Genomic DNA, 14,680 nt, shown 5'->3' on the forward strand with positions numbered 1-14,680 from the left:
CGCGAGGCAGCGCCTCGCATCCTGCCTCAGCGCCAAAGCGGTGCAAATGAGGCAAACAAACCCTGCAGTTTCGACAGGCTGCGGTTCATCGGACCGGGCGAGGGCAGATCGCCTGCAATCAGCCGATCCACCGCTACCTCTGGCGAACAGGGCAGGTTGGAAACCGGGTCGAAATAGCGCGGATAATCAATCAATGCCGCATGGGCCAGGCCGAGGATGCCGGGGCGTGCATCGCGCCAATGGGGCGCTTCCAGCCGATCCCGCGTCAGCCCCCAGCCTGCATAAAACGGCAGCCCCACGCAGGTCACCGGCACCCGGCGCAGCAGGGCTTCAAACCCCAGAAGCGAGGTCATGGTCCAGACCTCATCAACGCTGTCAATCAGCGCCGCCGGGTTGGCGTGTTCGGCCACCACATCGGCCCAGGTCTCGGCATGCTTGATGCGCCCCTTGCGCAGGCCAGCCTCCACATCGGGGTGCGGTTTATAGATCACCACCGCATTGGGGCGTGCCGCGCGCACCGCCTGCAACAGCTTCATATTGCTGTTGATCTTGCCCGCACCCATCTCGACTGAGGCGTCATCCTCGACCTGACCGGGCACCAGCACCCGGTGGCCTTTGGGCAGATCCGGCAGCGTGCCGTCGAGGTTATATTTCGTGACCTCATGCTTGATCAGCCGCATCACCAACGCCTCGATCCGGCGTTCCTGCTGCGGCGTCAGCGACACCCGCTCGCGGATCAGATCGTCCAGATCACTGTGGCGGGTGGGGTCGTAGTAGATGCCCTGACGGTCCAGCACCAGAGACAAGGGCGGCACCAGTTCCGCCCCCAGCCCGCGCGAGCGCAAAAAGCCATCCTCAAGATGATGCGCGCCAGCGTGGTCCTTGGTGGCCTTACTGGCCCAGACCATCCAGTTCTTGCCGCTCTTTTTGGCGGTCTTGGTCTTTTCCGTAAAGGTCATGCGCTTGTGCTGACCAAAGAACCGCTGCAAGGGCGCGCGCTTCCACAGGCGGATTTCCGATGCGGCCCAGCCCGCGCGGTCCTCGCGCCACGCCCGCACCTGAGCCTCCAGCGAATCGATCACCTGTTCGAGCTGGCACAGCCGATCGTGATGGGGATCATACCATGTGGGATAGAGGATCATCGCCGCCGCAAAAAGCTGCGCGCGGGTCAGGCGACGGTGGCGGCCGGGTGGGGGAAACTCGTCCTGAGTCAGCCCCCAGCCTGCATAAAACGGCTGGCCAAAGATGCGCGGTTTGTGACCGGCCAGAATGGCCTCGAACCCCAGTTGTGACGACACCGTATAGACGCCGACTGCGCCCTCCAGCAGCAGGTGCGGCGAGACCGGCGCGTCAAACAGCTCCACCCGGTCACTGGTATCGCGTGCGTCGAAATAGCCCGCCCGGTGGCCCTTGGTGGTTTCGGGGTGAGTTTTAATAAGAACGCGCGCGCCGGGGTTTTCCTCCTGCGCAAAGGCGAGCATTTCCTGAAACCGCCCCTGATCGGCACCGGGAAAGGGGATGGATGCCTTAACAGAGGCATCCTCGCGCAGCTGATCCACCACCAGCACATAGCCGGGCTCCGGCGGTGGCACATCGGGGTGGAAGGCGTTGTATTTGCTCAGATGGGCGTCCTGCAAACGCGCCATCGCATCGCGCGCTCGTTTCATCAGGGCGCTGTCATCGAGGGGATGGTCTTTCAGCAGGGTGACCAGATCGCTCGACAGGGAGGGGTCAAAATGCACGCCGGTGCGGTCGATCAGCAGGCCCAGCGGCGGCTCTCCGCTGCGACCCGGATGCACCGAGCGCAAGAACGCATCCTCAATCCGCACCAAGGGCGCGCCATGCTCCTCGGCGATTTTCTTGCCGCGATGGGCGGTGGGGCTGTCGCCCCAGATGCCGACCAGATCGCCCTCCTTGGGCAGGCCAAGACGGATGTCATACCCGGCCAGATCAAGGATACGGCGCACGCGGGACTGGGTCAGAAAGCCGCCATTATACACAAACAACCGGGAGCGCTGGCTCCCGGTTTTTGTCTCGTCTGGATGCGGCAAAGGCCCTTGCATCATCTGCGCTTAGCTGCCGCCGAACAGGGTCTCGACACTTGCGGCCGTGGACAGCGGGCTGGTCAGAAGCGACAGCGTTTTGGTCCACTGGGCATAGGGTGCTTCGGTCACATAGATGGTGTCGCCGTCGCGGATCACGAAGTCGCGGGCGATGAACAGACCGTTAGGCTGGGTGAGGTTCAGCACGTAGATCATCCGCTGTGCGCCGACCAGATCGTCCCGGCCCAGTACCTGATTGGAGATCGCCTCCGGTTCATTGCGGAACACAAAGACGCCGGTCGGATCGGAGGCGGTGGCAATCAGGCCACCCACCTGCGCGATGGCCTCCAGCGCGGAGAGGTTCTGGCTCTCGAAAGGCACGCGGGCCTGCGCGGCGGTCGCGCCCAATGCGGTGAACGAACGGGTGTCGCCCTCAACGAGGATCTTGTCGCCGTTGCGCAGCGGAATATCGAGCTGGGGATGATCGTAGAGATCCTCGAACCAGATCGTGCCGGTCTTACCCTGACGTGTGACGGAAACCTGCGCAATCTCAGGTTCGATCGCAACACCACCCGCCTGTGCCAGCATTGTGGCCAGCGTCCGGGTGGGGCGTTCAATCGGGTAGACGCCTTGCGCGCCGACCGCACCGGTGAGGCTCACAGTGGCCCCATCGCCTGCCATGCGGCGCACTTGTACTTGCGGATCGGGGGTCTGATCTTCGAGCTTTTTGGTGATGGCTTCACGCAGTTGCTCGGGCGTATTGCCGGAGGCGCGCACGCGGCCCGCGTAGGGCACAAAGATATAGCCCGCACCGTCGACCTGCACTTCTTCCAGCAGGGTGGCATTGGCCCCTGCGCTGGCCAGCAGCCCGTCATCGACGTTTTCCCAGATGGTCAGGCCGAGGATATCGCCGGGGCGGATGATGTCGGATGTCAGAACCGAGGCTTTGGTGAATTGGTCGGAAAAGCCAAGCGCGGGCACCACAGCGGTGGCGCGCGCAACGCGGTCATTCACGGATACCACAAAGGCGTCGCCCTGTTTCTGGACGGACCCTGCAAAGATCTGACGTTTATTCGGGCCCACCTTGGGCAGCCCGCATGATGCTGCGAGGGCGACCGCAGCCAGCAAGGCCACGGGGCGCGCCCATCGTAAAGTCATGGGTTTCACTGCTCGGTCTCCTCGACCTATGTTTATTTTGCCTCAAGTTTTGCGTCCAAATTAGCGGACTGTCACGTAAAAATCCAGTCGCGCTTGTATTTGGAGTCAGCTCACAACCCGCAAGTGTTGCCTTGGTGCTGCTGTCCCGCGCAGGAGCGCATCATAGGGATCATCGGCAGAGAGCATCATATCCACCACCTGCCGCAGCAATTGCCGCCGCCCGGAGCGGGAATAGAACCCGCCGGGAAACTGTGAGGTTTCCAACAGATAGCGGCGATATTGCTTATAGGCGCGGCCATCGGGGCGGGCAGGGGTGGCAAAGAATTCCGCCAGGCTTTGGGTCGAGGAAAATTCAGGTTTGTCGTAGACCGCGCGGCCAAAGACCTTGAGCGGCAAGCCGCGCCACAGGACCTGTTGACCGGCGGTGGAGTTCACGGTGACGGCGGTGCGGGCCTCGTTTAGAAGGCCTGCGAGCTTGCCTCCGCGCACGTAGTGAACACGCCCCTCGACGCCATGTTCGGCCGCAAGCCGTTTGAGCGCGCGACGGATCGGGGCGCGGCCATCCTCAAGCGGATGCGCCTTGAACACCAGATGATGGTGGCGCGGCGCGCCCTCGGCAAATCCGGCCACGACCACCTCAAGGAATTCGGTGATGGTCGAAAAGGGCGAATGGGCCTGAAAGGCGCTGTCATGCTCCAGCTGCAACAGCGCCAGATGATAGGGAAAGCCGCCGCGCTGAATGCGGGCGGTGGCAAAGCGGCGGTGCAGCGCATGCAGCGGCATCATCAGCAGGCGGTTGAGATAGAGCTGGAATTCCTTGGTCACCGGCAACGCGCGGTGGGGGCGGAAATTGCGGTAACGCTGATTCCAGAACATGACGAACCAGTGATAGAGCGCGCCGTAAATCACATGCTGGCGGGTGTCGCCCCAATGCGCAGGTGGCATCGGCATTTCCAAATCACTCTGCGCCAGTGCCTGCTCCATCTCGGCAACGGGCATCTGCATCAGCCGAGAGTTGCCATTGGTGCCATCACGTTCATAAGTGACCCAATAGGGGCGCAGGTAGCCCTCTTCGAAGGTGTGAGCCGTGACGCCCCGTGTGCGTGCAATTTCAACCGCATGGGCGTGAATGGGGCGGGTGTCGCCATAAAGCACAATATCGGTAACGGCGTGGTCTTCAAGCAAGGCAGCAAAGCGCGCAGGCCATGCCTCTAATGTGTCGCGAAAGGCGATGTAGTTTGACTTGTCCGGCCAAAACATCCGGTCGCCTGCGTTAAAGCCAACCCGGCGTACCTCGCATCCAGCAGCCCGGAGCATACGCGCCAAAGCGCCGAAGAACGGCCCATGCGGGCCTTGCAAAAACAAGAAGCTACGGGATTCAGTCGATCCGTGTGTCGATCTCTTTGGCATCTGTGCTCGATCCGATAGTCACATGGGTCGGGCGTGGCCATTCTGTTGCGGCCTGTCGAGAGGGTGTTTGATCTCGCCCGTGTTCACGCGTTCTGGTTTGTTTTACGGTGTCTTTGCTGAAAACCTAATCTTGGTAAAGTCTGTTAAACCTAAACTAGAGCAAAAGTATGACCAATTGCCTTATGGGGCACAGAGAGCCTCTTGAGCCGGAGGCGGGCAGGGGCTAGCTCTGGTGGGAAGGCGTCCGCAAGACAGGGGCGCGGCACTCTCAAGCGGCACTATCAAGGAGTTCGCCCATGTTTACCGGGATCATCACCGATGTGGGAACCATCACCGAGCTGGAACAGACCGGCGACCTGCGCGCCCGCATCCAGACGGCCTATGACACCGGCAGCATCGACATGGGGGCTTCAATCGCCTCGGATGGGGTGTGCCTGACCGTGGTGGCGCTGGGGCCGGATTGGTATGACGTGCAGATCTCGGCCGAGACTATTTCAAAAACCAACATTGATGGACGTGGCAATCACAAGGGCTGGTTTGTCGGCAAGCGGGTCAATCTGGAACGCGCGCTGAAGGTCGGCGATGAACTGGGCGGCCATATCGTGTCGGGCCATGTGGATGGCGTGGCCGAAGTGGTCGAGATGCGCAATGAGGGAGACAGCACCCGCGTCACGCTGCGCGCGCCCAAGGATCTGGCGCGCTTTATTGCGCCCAAAGGCTCGGTTGCGCTCAATGGCACCTCACTGACGGTGAATGAAGTGGAGGGTTGTGATTTTGGTATCAATTTCATCCCGCATACCAAAGAGGTCACCACTTGGGGGGATGTCAGCGTCGGGGATTTGATCAACCTCGAGATCGACACGCTGGCCCGTTATGTGGCGCGCCTGCAGGAGAGCCTGTGATGTCGCCGGGCACAGGACGGGGCTCAGAACAGGGCGCAGAACAGGGCACAGGGTCGGTGCCGGGGCTGGGGCACAACGGTGGCCCCAGCATGGAGCCGGGAGTGCTGTGGCGCACCCATGCGTGGCGCTCGGCACAGAAAAAACTGATGCCAAACACCATCCCCAAGCTGGTGCTGCAAATGCGCCTGAAACGGGCCGCCGAGCTGGGCATGGACTATAAGACCTATGCCAAGGTGCGCCAGACCTCCGGTCAGGATGTGCTGGGGCTGTTATTTTCTGCCAATGCGCTGCGTCTGTTGCGCGACCCGCACCTGCCGGACCTTGAGCGCGCCGCACTGGCGCGCGTCGAGCACGCAGGGCGCCTAGCGCTGATCTATCGCCCGCTCGCTCCGGAGGTGGTGGAGGCCGTCAATCCGGAAATTGATATCGCAGGGCCGGCTCCTGTCTTTACCGAAGGCTGGGGCGCGATGCGCGACAAGGTACAGAGTGTGATGCGTCAGCGTGGCTTGTCCGGGGCATCGGTCGTGGTGATCGGGGATGCGCCGCTGGAACGAGAATGGACCACAGCAGGCCGCGCCGCCGCCTACCTGAGCGCGGCGGAGTATTTTAAGAACGGCGCACATAGCTAACACCGGGGCGGCCTAGTCTTGGCGCTCCGTTTGGCGGGTCATTTCATAATGTGCGACCTGTTCGGCAGGCGTTCAAAGTAAAAGGGACGGCGCCGCCACAAAGGCGGAAATGGCCGGGGGTATCCCCCCGCGTGCTCAACGTTATCTCTGCACTGCTCCCCCAAAAGGGAAGCCAGCTCCTGGTGATGCCGAAGGTTTTAAGTCCGGCGGATGATCGCGATCCCCGCCAATATACTGTTGTTTCCCTTAAGGCTGATAACCACTGCGTGCGCTTGGGGCGCAACGGGGATGCGAGGCGCTGCCTCGCGCTCCGGGATATTTGGAGTTAGAAGAAAGATCCGGCCCTCATATTCTTCTAACCACAAATATCCTGGGGTGAATTGGCCAAAGGCCAAGAGGGGCAAAGCCCCTGTGAGACGTGCCGGTTGCGCACCCGCATGTGCCGCTTGCAGGGCTGGTATTTGCGCCGCGTGTGAGCTATCCCGACGGGGACAATCGCGGCGCGGACAGGTCATCCGACCCTGCGCCCCATCAGTGAAAGGCCTGTTGCAGATGAGCTATGAGACGCCCGGCCCTGTCGAGTCTGAGTTGCGCGACGCCATCAGCCCCATCGAGGAGATCATCGCCGCTGCCCGTGCGGGGAAGATGTATATCCTAGTGGATCATGAGGACCGCGAAAACGAGGGCGATCTGATCATCGCGGCTGAATTTGCCGATGCGGATGCGATCAATTTCATGGCCACATACGGGCGCGGGCTTATTTGTCTGCCGATGACCGCCGAGCGGATCGACCGGCTGGGTCTGCCGATGATGGCGGTGAATAATTCCTCGCGCCATGAGACCGCATTCACCGTGTCGATCGAGGCGCGTGAGGGGGTGGATACCGGGATTTCGGCCGCGGATCGGGCGCTGACCGTGGCCACCGCCATCAATGAGCAAAACACCATGGCCGCGATTGCCACGCCGGGCCATGTGTTTCCATTGCGGGCCAAGCGGGGCGGCGTGCTGGTCCGCGCCGGCCATACCGAAGCCTCGGTCGATATTTCGCGCATTGCGGGGCTGCATCCCTCGGCGGTGATCTGCGAGATCATGAAAGACGATGGCACCATGGCGCGGCTGCCGGATCTGGTGGAGTTTGCCAAAACCCACGACATGAAGATCGGCACGATTTCCGATCTGATCGCCTATCGTGCCAAGAATGACAATCTGGTGGATGAGACCGCGCGCAAGACCGTGACCTCGGAATATGGCGGCGACTGGGAGATGCGGATCTTTACCGACCAGACCCATGATGTGGAACACGTCGTGCTGATCAAGGGCGACATCTCGACGCCCGAGCCTGTGCTTACGCGGACCCATGCGCTGCATGAGGCCTCTGACCTCTTGGGGCTGGGGCCAAAACCCGCAGGCGAGCTGCCGCGTGCAATGGAATTGATTGCAGAAGAAGGGCGCGGGGTGGTCTGCCTGTTCCGCCAGCCGCGCAATGCGCTCTATGCTTCGGACGAGGACGGGGTGCGCACGATCAAGCAAACCGGTCTTGGCGCGCAAATTCTCAATAAACTCGGCATTGAGGAGCTGATCCTGCTCACCGACTCGCCGGAAACCAAATATGTTGGGCTGGATGCCTATGGGCTGTCGATCGTCGGCACCCGTCCCATCCTGTCCAGTGACAGCTAAAGGAGGCCTGCGTCATGGCCGGACAAGAAAGCCACTACATCCTGCCGCGCCCGGAATTCGACAAGCCGGTGAAGCTGCTGATCGTGGTGTCGCCCTATTACAAGGACATCGCCGACAATATGGTTGCTGGTGCGGTGGCCGAGATCGAGGCCGTGGGCGGCTCTTATGAGGTGGTCGAGGTCCCCGGCGCGCTGGAGATCCCCACCGCCATCGGCATTTCCGACCGGGCGTCGAACTTTGACGGCTATGTGGCGCTGGGCTGCGTGATCCGTGGCGAGACCACGCATTACGACACGGTCTGTAATGACAGCTCGCGCGCCTTGCAGCTCTTGGGCCTTCAGGGGCTGTGCATCGGTAATGGCATCCTGACGGTAGAGAACCGAAAGCAGGCCGAGGTGCGCGCCGATCCAAAGGATCAAAACAAGGGCGGCGGCGCGGCGGCTGCGGCCTTGCATCTGATCGCGCTCGCGCGTAAGTGGGGCGCCCAGACCAAGGGTGTAGGATTCAAACCTGCCTCCGACTCTTACCGGCTCGCCTGATTTTAACAACGGATCCCTCGCTCATGACCTCCAAAGACGCCCCGAAACCGGGCCAGAAACCGGGAAAAAACAAGACGCAGGCGCGCTCTGCTGCCCGTCTTTATGCGGTGCAGGCGCTGTTTCAGATGGAGCAGAGCGACCAGAGCACCAATAAGGTGATCGTGGAGTTTGAGGATCATCGCTTTGGTGCGACCTATGAGGGCGACGAATATGCCGAGGGCGACACCAAGCTGTTTCGCAAGCTGGTGAATGATGCGGTGAATTATCAGGCAAAGATCGACCAGATGACCGACCGCGCGCTGGTGGCGAAATGGCCGATTGCCCGTATCGACCCAACCCTGCGGGCGCTGTTTCGTGCAGCAGGCGCGGAGTTTGTCGAGAGCGATACGCCGGTCAAAGTGGTGATCAACGAATACGTCGATATTGCGCGCGCCTTCTTCCCGGAAGGGCGCGAGGCGAGCTTTGTCAACGCGGTGCTGGACCATATGGCACGCGAAGCAAAGCCCGAGGCGTTCTGACAGTCAGCCTGTCAGACAGGGCGAAGAAACGACGCAAAACAGTTCTAATGAGGCGCATGACGATGGGTCCTGCGCCTTTTTTCATTGAAACCTGAGAGCTTAGCACCAGTTCATAGTCCGATTGGCGCGGATTGCATGCTTTTTAATCAGCAATTTGCGTTGGCAGCAAAAAGCTGCCAGCTTGCAAGTACTGGACACCTCTGCCCGTCACTGGGCTGAGGCGGTCCTGCCCGGAAACGAAAACGCCCCAAAAGGGCTGCCAGAAACAGGAGGGGACATGTTTCACAAAGTAGTCGTGCCAGTGGACCTGGCGCATGAAGCCGCATTGCAGAAAGCTCTGCAAGTGGCTGCAACAATGGCAAAAACCCATGCCGCAGAGGTGTGTTATGTGGGGGTGGCCTCGGCCAGTCCCAGTGCACTTGCCCGCAGCCCTGCGGAATACAAGGCAAAGCTGGAGAGTTTTGCCCAGAGCCAAGCAGCGCAATATGCGATCAAGGCCAGCGCCCATGCCATCATGAGCCACGACCCGGCAACCGATCTCAATAAGGCGCTGGAGGCTGCCATTGCGGATCTGCAGGCGGATCTGGTGGTGATGGCGACCCATGTGCCGAATATCTCGGATTACATCTGGGCCGGTCACGGCGCCCATGTTGCAGCGCACAGCACCGCATCGGTGCTCTTGGTGCGCGATTGACTGCCATAGAATTGAAACTCCGAAACGAAAGGCGGTACCTATGACCGACCAAACGACGGAAACGTCCGACGGCATTCCAAGCCCGGACGGCGCAGCACATATCATCGATACGGAATATGAAATCGGGCAAGACAACCTTGAGGGGTCTGTCGGTCCTTTCGGGTTTGACATCCACAACCCGGTGTTTGCGATCTCTGGCCTCGCGATTGTGGCCTTTGTGTTCTACACGCTCGCCCTGCCCGAACAGGCGGGGTCGCTGTTCTCCTGGCTGTTCAGCACAGTCACCAAGGGCTTTGACTGGTTCTTCCTCGGTGCCGCGAATATTTTCGTGATCTTCTGTCTGTTCCTGATCGTCACGCCATTTGGCAACGTCAGGCTGGGCGGCACTGAAGCAGAGCCCGACTATAGCTATATCGGCTGGTTTGCGATGCTTTTCGCGGCCGGTATGGGCATCGGTCTGATGTTCTACGGCGTCTCGGAACCGCTGAGCCACTTTGCCTCTTCTATGGGCGGCACCGCCGCTGAGAATGGCGCGCGCACCGACTGGGCCCCCTTGGGAGGCGCCGCCGGAAATGAAGCGGACGCCGTGCGTCTGGGCATGGCCGCGACGATCTTTCACTGGGGTCTGCACCCTTGGGCGATCTATGCGGTGGTGGCGCTGGCGCTGGCTTTGTTCAGCTACAACAAGGGTCTGCCGCTGACGATCCGCTCTGCCTTCTATCCGATCTTTGGCGATGCAGTCTGGGGCTGGGTTGGTCATGTGATCGACATTCTCGCGGTATTTGCGACGCTCTTTGGTCTGGCGACCTCGCTCGGCTTTGGTGCGACGCAGGCCAATGCGGGCCTCAATGAGCTGTTCGGCATTGCTGTTGGTCCCACCACCGAGGTGATCCTGATTTCGGCGATTACCGCAGTGGCGCTGGTGTCGGTGATGCGTGGTCTTGATGGCGGGGTGAAGATCCTGTCCGAAATCAACATGGGTCTGGCGTTCCTGCTGCTGATCTTTGTGCTGCTGGTGGGGCCGACCGTGTTCCTGCTGTCGCTGTTTTGGGATTCGCTGGTGGCCTATGTGCAGTTCCTGCCCGCGCTGTCGAACCCGGTGGGGCGTGAGGACGTCAACTTCATGCAGGGCTGGACTTCGTTCTACTGGGCGTGGTGGATTTCCTGGTCGCCGTTTGTGGGCATGTTCATCGCCCGCGTGAGCCGGGGCCGCACCGTGCGCGAGTTCATTATCTGCGTGCTGTTGATCCCGTCGATGGTCTGCGTGTTGTGGATGAGCGTCTTTGGCGGCACCGCAATTTATCAGGTGATCACCGATGGCTACACCGTCGCCCAAGAGGCAACGCTGGAGCTGAAGCTCTTTAAGATGCTGGACGTGATGCCGCTTGCTGGAATCACCTCGCTGGTGGGCATCGTGCTGGTTATCGTGTTCTTCGTGACCTCCTCGGACTCCGGGTCGCTGGTGATCGATACCATCACCGCCGGGGGCAAGGTCGACGCGCCGGTGCCGCAGCGTGCCTTCTGGTGCATCTTTGAGGGTGCGGTTGCGATCGTGCTCTTGCTGAGTGCGGGCGGTCTGCAATCCTTGCAGTCGATGGTGATCTCCACCGGTCTGCCGTTTACGGTGGTGCTGCTGATCATGTGCTACGCGATCCTGCGCGGCCTGATGAGTGAGCGCAAAAACACCTGAGCGGCCTCGCACTGAGTGACAGGAGAGACGGCGCCCTTTGCGGGGCGCCGTTTTTTTATGCGTCGCGTCGTGCGGTTTGGGGAAATAGCCAAACCCGACGCGGCCAAATCGTCGCATCATCTTCTGTGCGCTGGACCGGGGGGCCGCTGCGCCCTAGATTTAAAGGGTAGCCGCAAGGAGAGTGTCATGCCTGAACTGATTAAGCTCTACATCAGAAGCGCCCTTTGGGGACTGGTGCTGGCCGCGATTTTTGTGGGCATCCTGTTGTGGTTCAACATCGCCAATCTTGGCGCGCTGGTCTTTGGATCTGACGCGGGCGTCGTCGCAGTGCTGGCGCTGTGGATTTCCAATGCGGTGGTCTTTGGCGGCGTTCAGTTCGGCTTTAAGATCATGGCCATGGCGGAACGCGAGGACCCCCCCCGCGGTGGCACTTGGGTTGGGCCAGAGTTGCAAGCGGTGCCGGTCCCGGCCAAAGCCGCACAGGCCGGTCGCCCCACCAAACGCTGAGGGCTGGCCCCTCTGGGATTGGCTGAACACAGGCCGCGCATGTCTTGCGCGGCTTCTTGTTTGCAGGCGTTAGCGTGGGAAAAGCGGCGGGAACCACCAGTCAACCGTGCGGCGTTGATTCCCGAGGACCTGTATGTACAGGTGGGCGCCAGGTAAACGGACCAGGATCCGGACAGAGCCAGCTCCCTCGGAATTGCTTAAGGCCACTGGAATGCTGCCTGTCACGAGAAGGGGAGAACCCGCCTTCGCAATAGGTAGTGCGGCGCGCGCGCTTGCACAAGGGGGCGCGTGGGGATCTGGGGCTTGATTTTTGTTCATGAATTGTTCACTTTTGGCGTATGGCAAATCAGCACCTCGATCAAGATGAGTTCGACACCCCCACGCGGGAGGCCATCCCGCCTGAGGGCGATGAGGCGACACTGGCCCTGCTGCAGCCGGGACAGCGTCTGGCGCGTGGGGTCAGCCGCTATCTGCGCTCGATGGGATTTGCCTCGGTTGAGGAATTCGTCCCCGCGCGCGGGCTGCGGGTGGATGTCATGGCGCTGGGGCCAAAGGGCGAGTTATGGGTGATCGAGTGCAAATCCAGCCGCGCCGATTTTCAGAGCGATTGCAAATGGCAGGGCTATCTGGAGTGGTGCGACCGGTACTTTTGGGCGGTCGACGTGGATTTTCCCACCGATTTGCTGCCCGAGGGCACCGGGCTGATCCTTGCCGATGCCTATGATGGCGAAGTGGCGCGTATGGCGCCAGAGCAGAAACTGCCCCCGGCGCGGCGCAAAAAGATGATCCAGAAATTCGCCATGGATGCCGCCCGCCGCCTGCAGCGGCTCAGAGATCCAAGACCCGGACGGGATGGGCTGCTGTTGTCTCCAAGCGAGGGAGAATGACCTGAGGGTGGCCCAAGAGACCCGAATACGGCCCGCAGATCAGGCCGTGAGGTCGATGGCGGCTTTGGCCGGGGGGACGATGTAGATGATGTCATTGTGCCCATCGAGTTGCAGGGCGAGCATCTGCCGTTGTTCCTGCGCCTCGGCGGCCTCTCGCTGGGGATTGCGCTCATAAGGTTCTGCGGCTGCGATCAGCGGATCGCTGGGCGGCGTGCGCATCTCCGCGCCCTGAGTGGGGGCAGCGTCCGCTGTCAACACCCGTGGCACAGGGGCGCGGTCCGGGCGATCCAGCGCAGCGGCGCTGCCCGGTGCCTCAGACAAGGCCCCGGTCAGGCCGACACTCTCATCCGAGATCAACTCTGCAGATTGCGATGTGCGCGATTGGGTCTGATAGGCGTAGGCCTTCTGGGCGAGGGCAATCAGATCCGCACTGGCCCGTCTTTGGTCTTCGGTCAGGGGGAGGCTGATCACGGTGTTGGAGGTCATGCTCTCTCCTGATTGCGAAGGCTCTGATTGCGAAGGTTGTGGGGCCTCGCTGGGGGCCGGGGCGGCGGTGCGATCCGCGGCGGCGTTGGGCTGTGGGGTATCGGCTGGGGGCAGGCCGATGATGACGACCCCGTCATCCATCACATAGATCACCCGTGGAGGACGCGCAGCAGTGATGGTTTCGGCTGTGGCATCCGTGGGGGTGGCGACGGGTGTTGCGTTAAGGTCCGCCGGGGCTTCTGCCACCGACGGGAGACCGTCCGGCATCCTGCCGGACTGCTGCATTGCGACGCCGGAAGGATACACCGCAAGGGCGTCCTTGTCCGTCACCGGGGTCGCAGGCAAGCGGGAAACCTGAGTGCGCAGAAAGTTCAGCACTTTCTCCATGTGATCGACCGTATCCGAGATCTGGTTCATCGCGGATTTCCAGCCCGGCTCGGGCGGTTTGGTCACCTGATCAATCATTTTCTCGCGGGCGCGCCGGGCCTGAGAGACCTGATTTTGCAATTGGTTGGCGGTCAGCTTGTCTGAATTCGAAATGGAAAACGCGGCGGCCCGCGGACCATTCGCAGAGGCGATGGCGCTCGGTAGGGTCACAGCTGGTCCCAACGGCGGGGTTGTAAAATGGTACATCACACACGCTCCAAGTAGAAACTTGACGTTCATTAATCATTTGGAGGTAGAGGTTAACACGGCCCTAACTTCCGTAAACGGAACCCGTCAAATTCGATGGATTTTGCCGCTCTGGCAGGCCGTCGCGCGCAGCTGGGCACGCACTTGCGGTAACTTAATGGGCGATTGTTGGTTGTTGTGATGCCGACAGCGGTGTTTTGGGCACAAAAAAGCCGGGCGCAAAGCCCGGCGATCCTGTCGAAAAAAGACGCGCTATTCAGGAGCTGACAGCACGCGCGGCCTGTGCCGCTGCACGGATTTCATCAGCGATTTCCTCGGCTTCCTCGGGGTCGAAGTCCATCGGGATCTCAAGCCCATCGGCTTCGATGAAAATGCGCACCATCCCGGCATCGGTCGGGCCGATCTGCATGTTCGCCTCAATGTCGCGTTCGGTATTGATCCCCATGTGCAGCTCCTTCGGGTTGCGGATCGCGGTAGGAACTCCTGCTAGCCTGCAAGCCCTTAAAAAGCAAGATGTCGCCTCTTGCCCACGCACCGCGCGCCCTTTGATTGGGAAAACAGGGGGTGAGAGGGAATCACTGCGGCCTCAAACGGGCCATTTCCGGACATCTGAACGGGCGCAGATCTATGCGGACAGGGGGAGGACAGAAGAATTTGCCCTTGTGCAAAAAAGTGCAAAAAACTTGTGACATGAGCTCTTGCACTCTGATTTTCTGTGTTGTAAATCGCCCCCAGTGCCGCCTTAGCTCAGTTGGTTAGAGCGCTTGATTGTGGATCAAGAGGTCCCTGGTTCGAGACCAGGAGGTGGTACCATCCCTCCCTAACATCATGTCATGAAACGGTTTTGCGCCTGTGGGTGACCGATACGGCCATCCGTAGCGACGCGTAGCCGTGCAGCCTGTGGATAG

At 60.9% G+C, this 14,680-nt stretch carries 14 protein-coding genes and 1 tRNA gene; 10 read left to right on the forward strand and 5 right to left on the reverse strand.

What is annotated here, in order from left to right; all coding sequences use genetic code 11:
* Positions 1–26: 26 nt before the first annotated feature.
* The 3 genes from QNI81_RS03280 to QNI81_RS03290 all read right to left on the reverse strand — a co-directional run bounded on the left by QNI81_RS03280 (position 27) and on the right by QNI81_RS03290 (position 4,610).
* Complete coding sequence (locus tag QNI81_RS03280; protein ID WP_283967354.1) at positions 27–2,066, reverse strand: capsule polysaccharide biogenesis protein; 2,040 nt, start codon at positions 2,064–2,066, stop codon at positions 27–29.
* Positions 2,067–2,072: 6 nt separating this feature from the next.
* Positions 2,073–3,200, reverse strand: a complete 1,128-nt coding sequence (locus QNI81_RS03285; RefSeq protein ID WP_283967355.1) for a polysaccharide biosynthesis/export family protein — start codon at positions 3,198–3,200, stop codon at positions 2,073–2,075.
* Positions 3,201–3,305: 105 nt separating this feature from the next.
* A complete protein-coding gene (locus QNI81_RS03290; RefSeq protein ID WP_283967356.1) occupies positions 3,306–4,610 on the reverse strand; it encodes a capsule polysaccharide biogenesis protein in 1,305 nt (434 codons plus the stop codon).
* Between the two features lie 296 nt (positions 4,611–4,906).
* Here QNI81_RS03290 and QNI81_RS03295 point away from each other — a divergent pair, with 296 nt between their 5' ends.
* The 9 genes from QNI81_RS03295 to QNI81_RS03335 all read left to right on the forward strand — a co-directional run bounded on the left by QNI81_RS03295 (position 4,907) and on the right by QNI81_RS03335 (position 12,653).
* Positions 4,907–5,512 (forward strand): riboflavin synthase, encoded by a 606-nt coding sequence (locus QNI81_RS03295; protein WP_283967357.1) that lies wholly within the window; start codon positions 4,907–4,909, stop codon positions 5,510–5,512.
* Positions 5,512–6,141: a hypothetical protein gene (locus tag QNI81_RS03300; protein WP_283967358.1), complete on the forward strand. Its 630-nt coding sequence runs from the start codon at positions 5,512–5,514 to the stop codon at positions 6,139–6,141. Before QNI81_RS03295 ends, QNI81_RS03300 begins: the two co-directional genes overlap by 1 nt.
* A 552-nt stretch (positions 6,142–6,693) precedes the next feature.
* Positions 6,694–7,818: a 3,4-dihydroxy-2-butanone-4-phosphate synthase gene (gene ribB / locus QNI81_RS03305; RefSeq protein ID WP_168611272.1), complete on the forward strand. Its 1,125-nt coding sequence runs from the start codon at positions 6,694–6,696 to the stop codon at positions 7,816–7,818.
* A 14-nt stretch (positions 7,819–7,832) separates the two neighbouring features.
* The gene (locus QNI81_RS03310) at positions 7,833–8,357 is read left to right on the forward strand and encodes a 6,7-dimethyl-8-ribityllumazine synthase (RefSeq protein WP_168611271.1); all 525 of its coding nucleotides are present in this window, start codon (positions 7,833–7,835) and stop codon (positions 8,355–8,357) included.
* A 23-nt stretch (positions 8,358–8,380) separates the two neighbouring features.
* A complete protein-coding gene (gene nusB / locus QNI81_RS03315) occupies positions 8,381–8,875 on the forward strand; it encodes a transcription antitermination factor NusB (RefSeq protein ID WP_005649465.1) in 495 nt (164 codons plus the stop codon).
* 277 nt (positions 8,876–9,152) lie between these two features.
* A complete protein-coding gene (locus QNI81_RS03320; RefSeq protein ID WP_009176756.1) occupies positions 9,153–9,569 on the forward strand; it encodes a universal stress protein in 417 nt (138 codons plus the stop codon).
* Positions 9,570–9,609: 40 nt separating this feature from the next.
* Positions 9,610–11,259 (forward strand): BCCT family transporter, encoded by a 1,650-nt coding sequence (locus QNI81_RS03325; protein ID WP_009177294.1) that lies wholly within the window; start codon positions 9,610–9,612, stop codon positions 11,257–11,259.
* Positions 11,260–11,445: 186 nt separating this feature from the next.
* Positions 11,446–11,766: a hypothetical protein gene (locus QNI81_RS03330; RefSeq protein ID WP_009176897.1), complete on the forward strand. Its 321-nt coding sequence runs from the start codon at positions 11,446–11,448 to the stop codon at positions 11,764–11,766.
* A 338-nt stretch (positions 11,767–12,104) separates the two neighbouring features.
* Positions 12,105–12,653 (forward strand): MmcB family DNA repair protein, encoded by a 549-nt coding sequence (locus QNI81_RS03335; RefSeq protein WP_283967359.1) that lies wholly within the window; start codon positions 12,105–12,107, stop codon positions 12,651–12,653.
* A gap of 39 nt (positions 12,654–12,692) precedes the next feature.
* Here the strand turns inward: QNI81_RS03335 and QNI81_RS03340 are convergent, their stop codons facing one another.
* Positions 12,693–13,772: a chemotaxis protein CheA gene (locus QNI81_RS03340; protein WP_283967360.1), complete on the reverse strand. Its 1,080-nt coding sequence runs from the start codon at positions 13,770–13,772 to the stop codon at positions 12,693–12,695.
* Between the two features lie 256 nt (positions 13,773–14,028).
* Positions 14,029–14,217: a DUF6324 family protein gene (locus QNI81_RS03345; RefSeq protein ID WP_005642687.1), complete on the reverse strand. Its 189-nt coding sequence runs from the start codon at positions 14,215–14,217 to the stop codon at positions 14,029–14,031.
* 291 nt (positions 14,218–14,508) lie between these two features.
* On the opposite strand from QNI81_RS03345, the gene QNI81_RS03350 reads away from it, so the two are divergent.
* Positions 14,509–14,585 (forward strand) — tRNA-His (locus QNI81_RS03350).
* The last annotated feature ends 95 nt before the right edge of the window (positions 14,586–14,680 follow it).

Origin of the sequence: Tritonibacter sp. AK171 (genome assembly GCF_030127025.1) — a bacterium.
In the GTDB taxonomy this organism is placed as follows: domain Bacteria; phylum Pseudomonadota; class Alphaproteobacteria; order Rhodobacterales; family Rhodobacteraceae; genus Epibacterium; species Epibacterium mobile.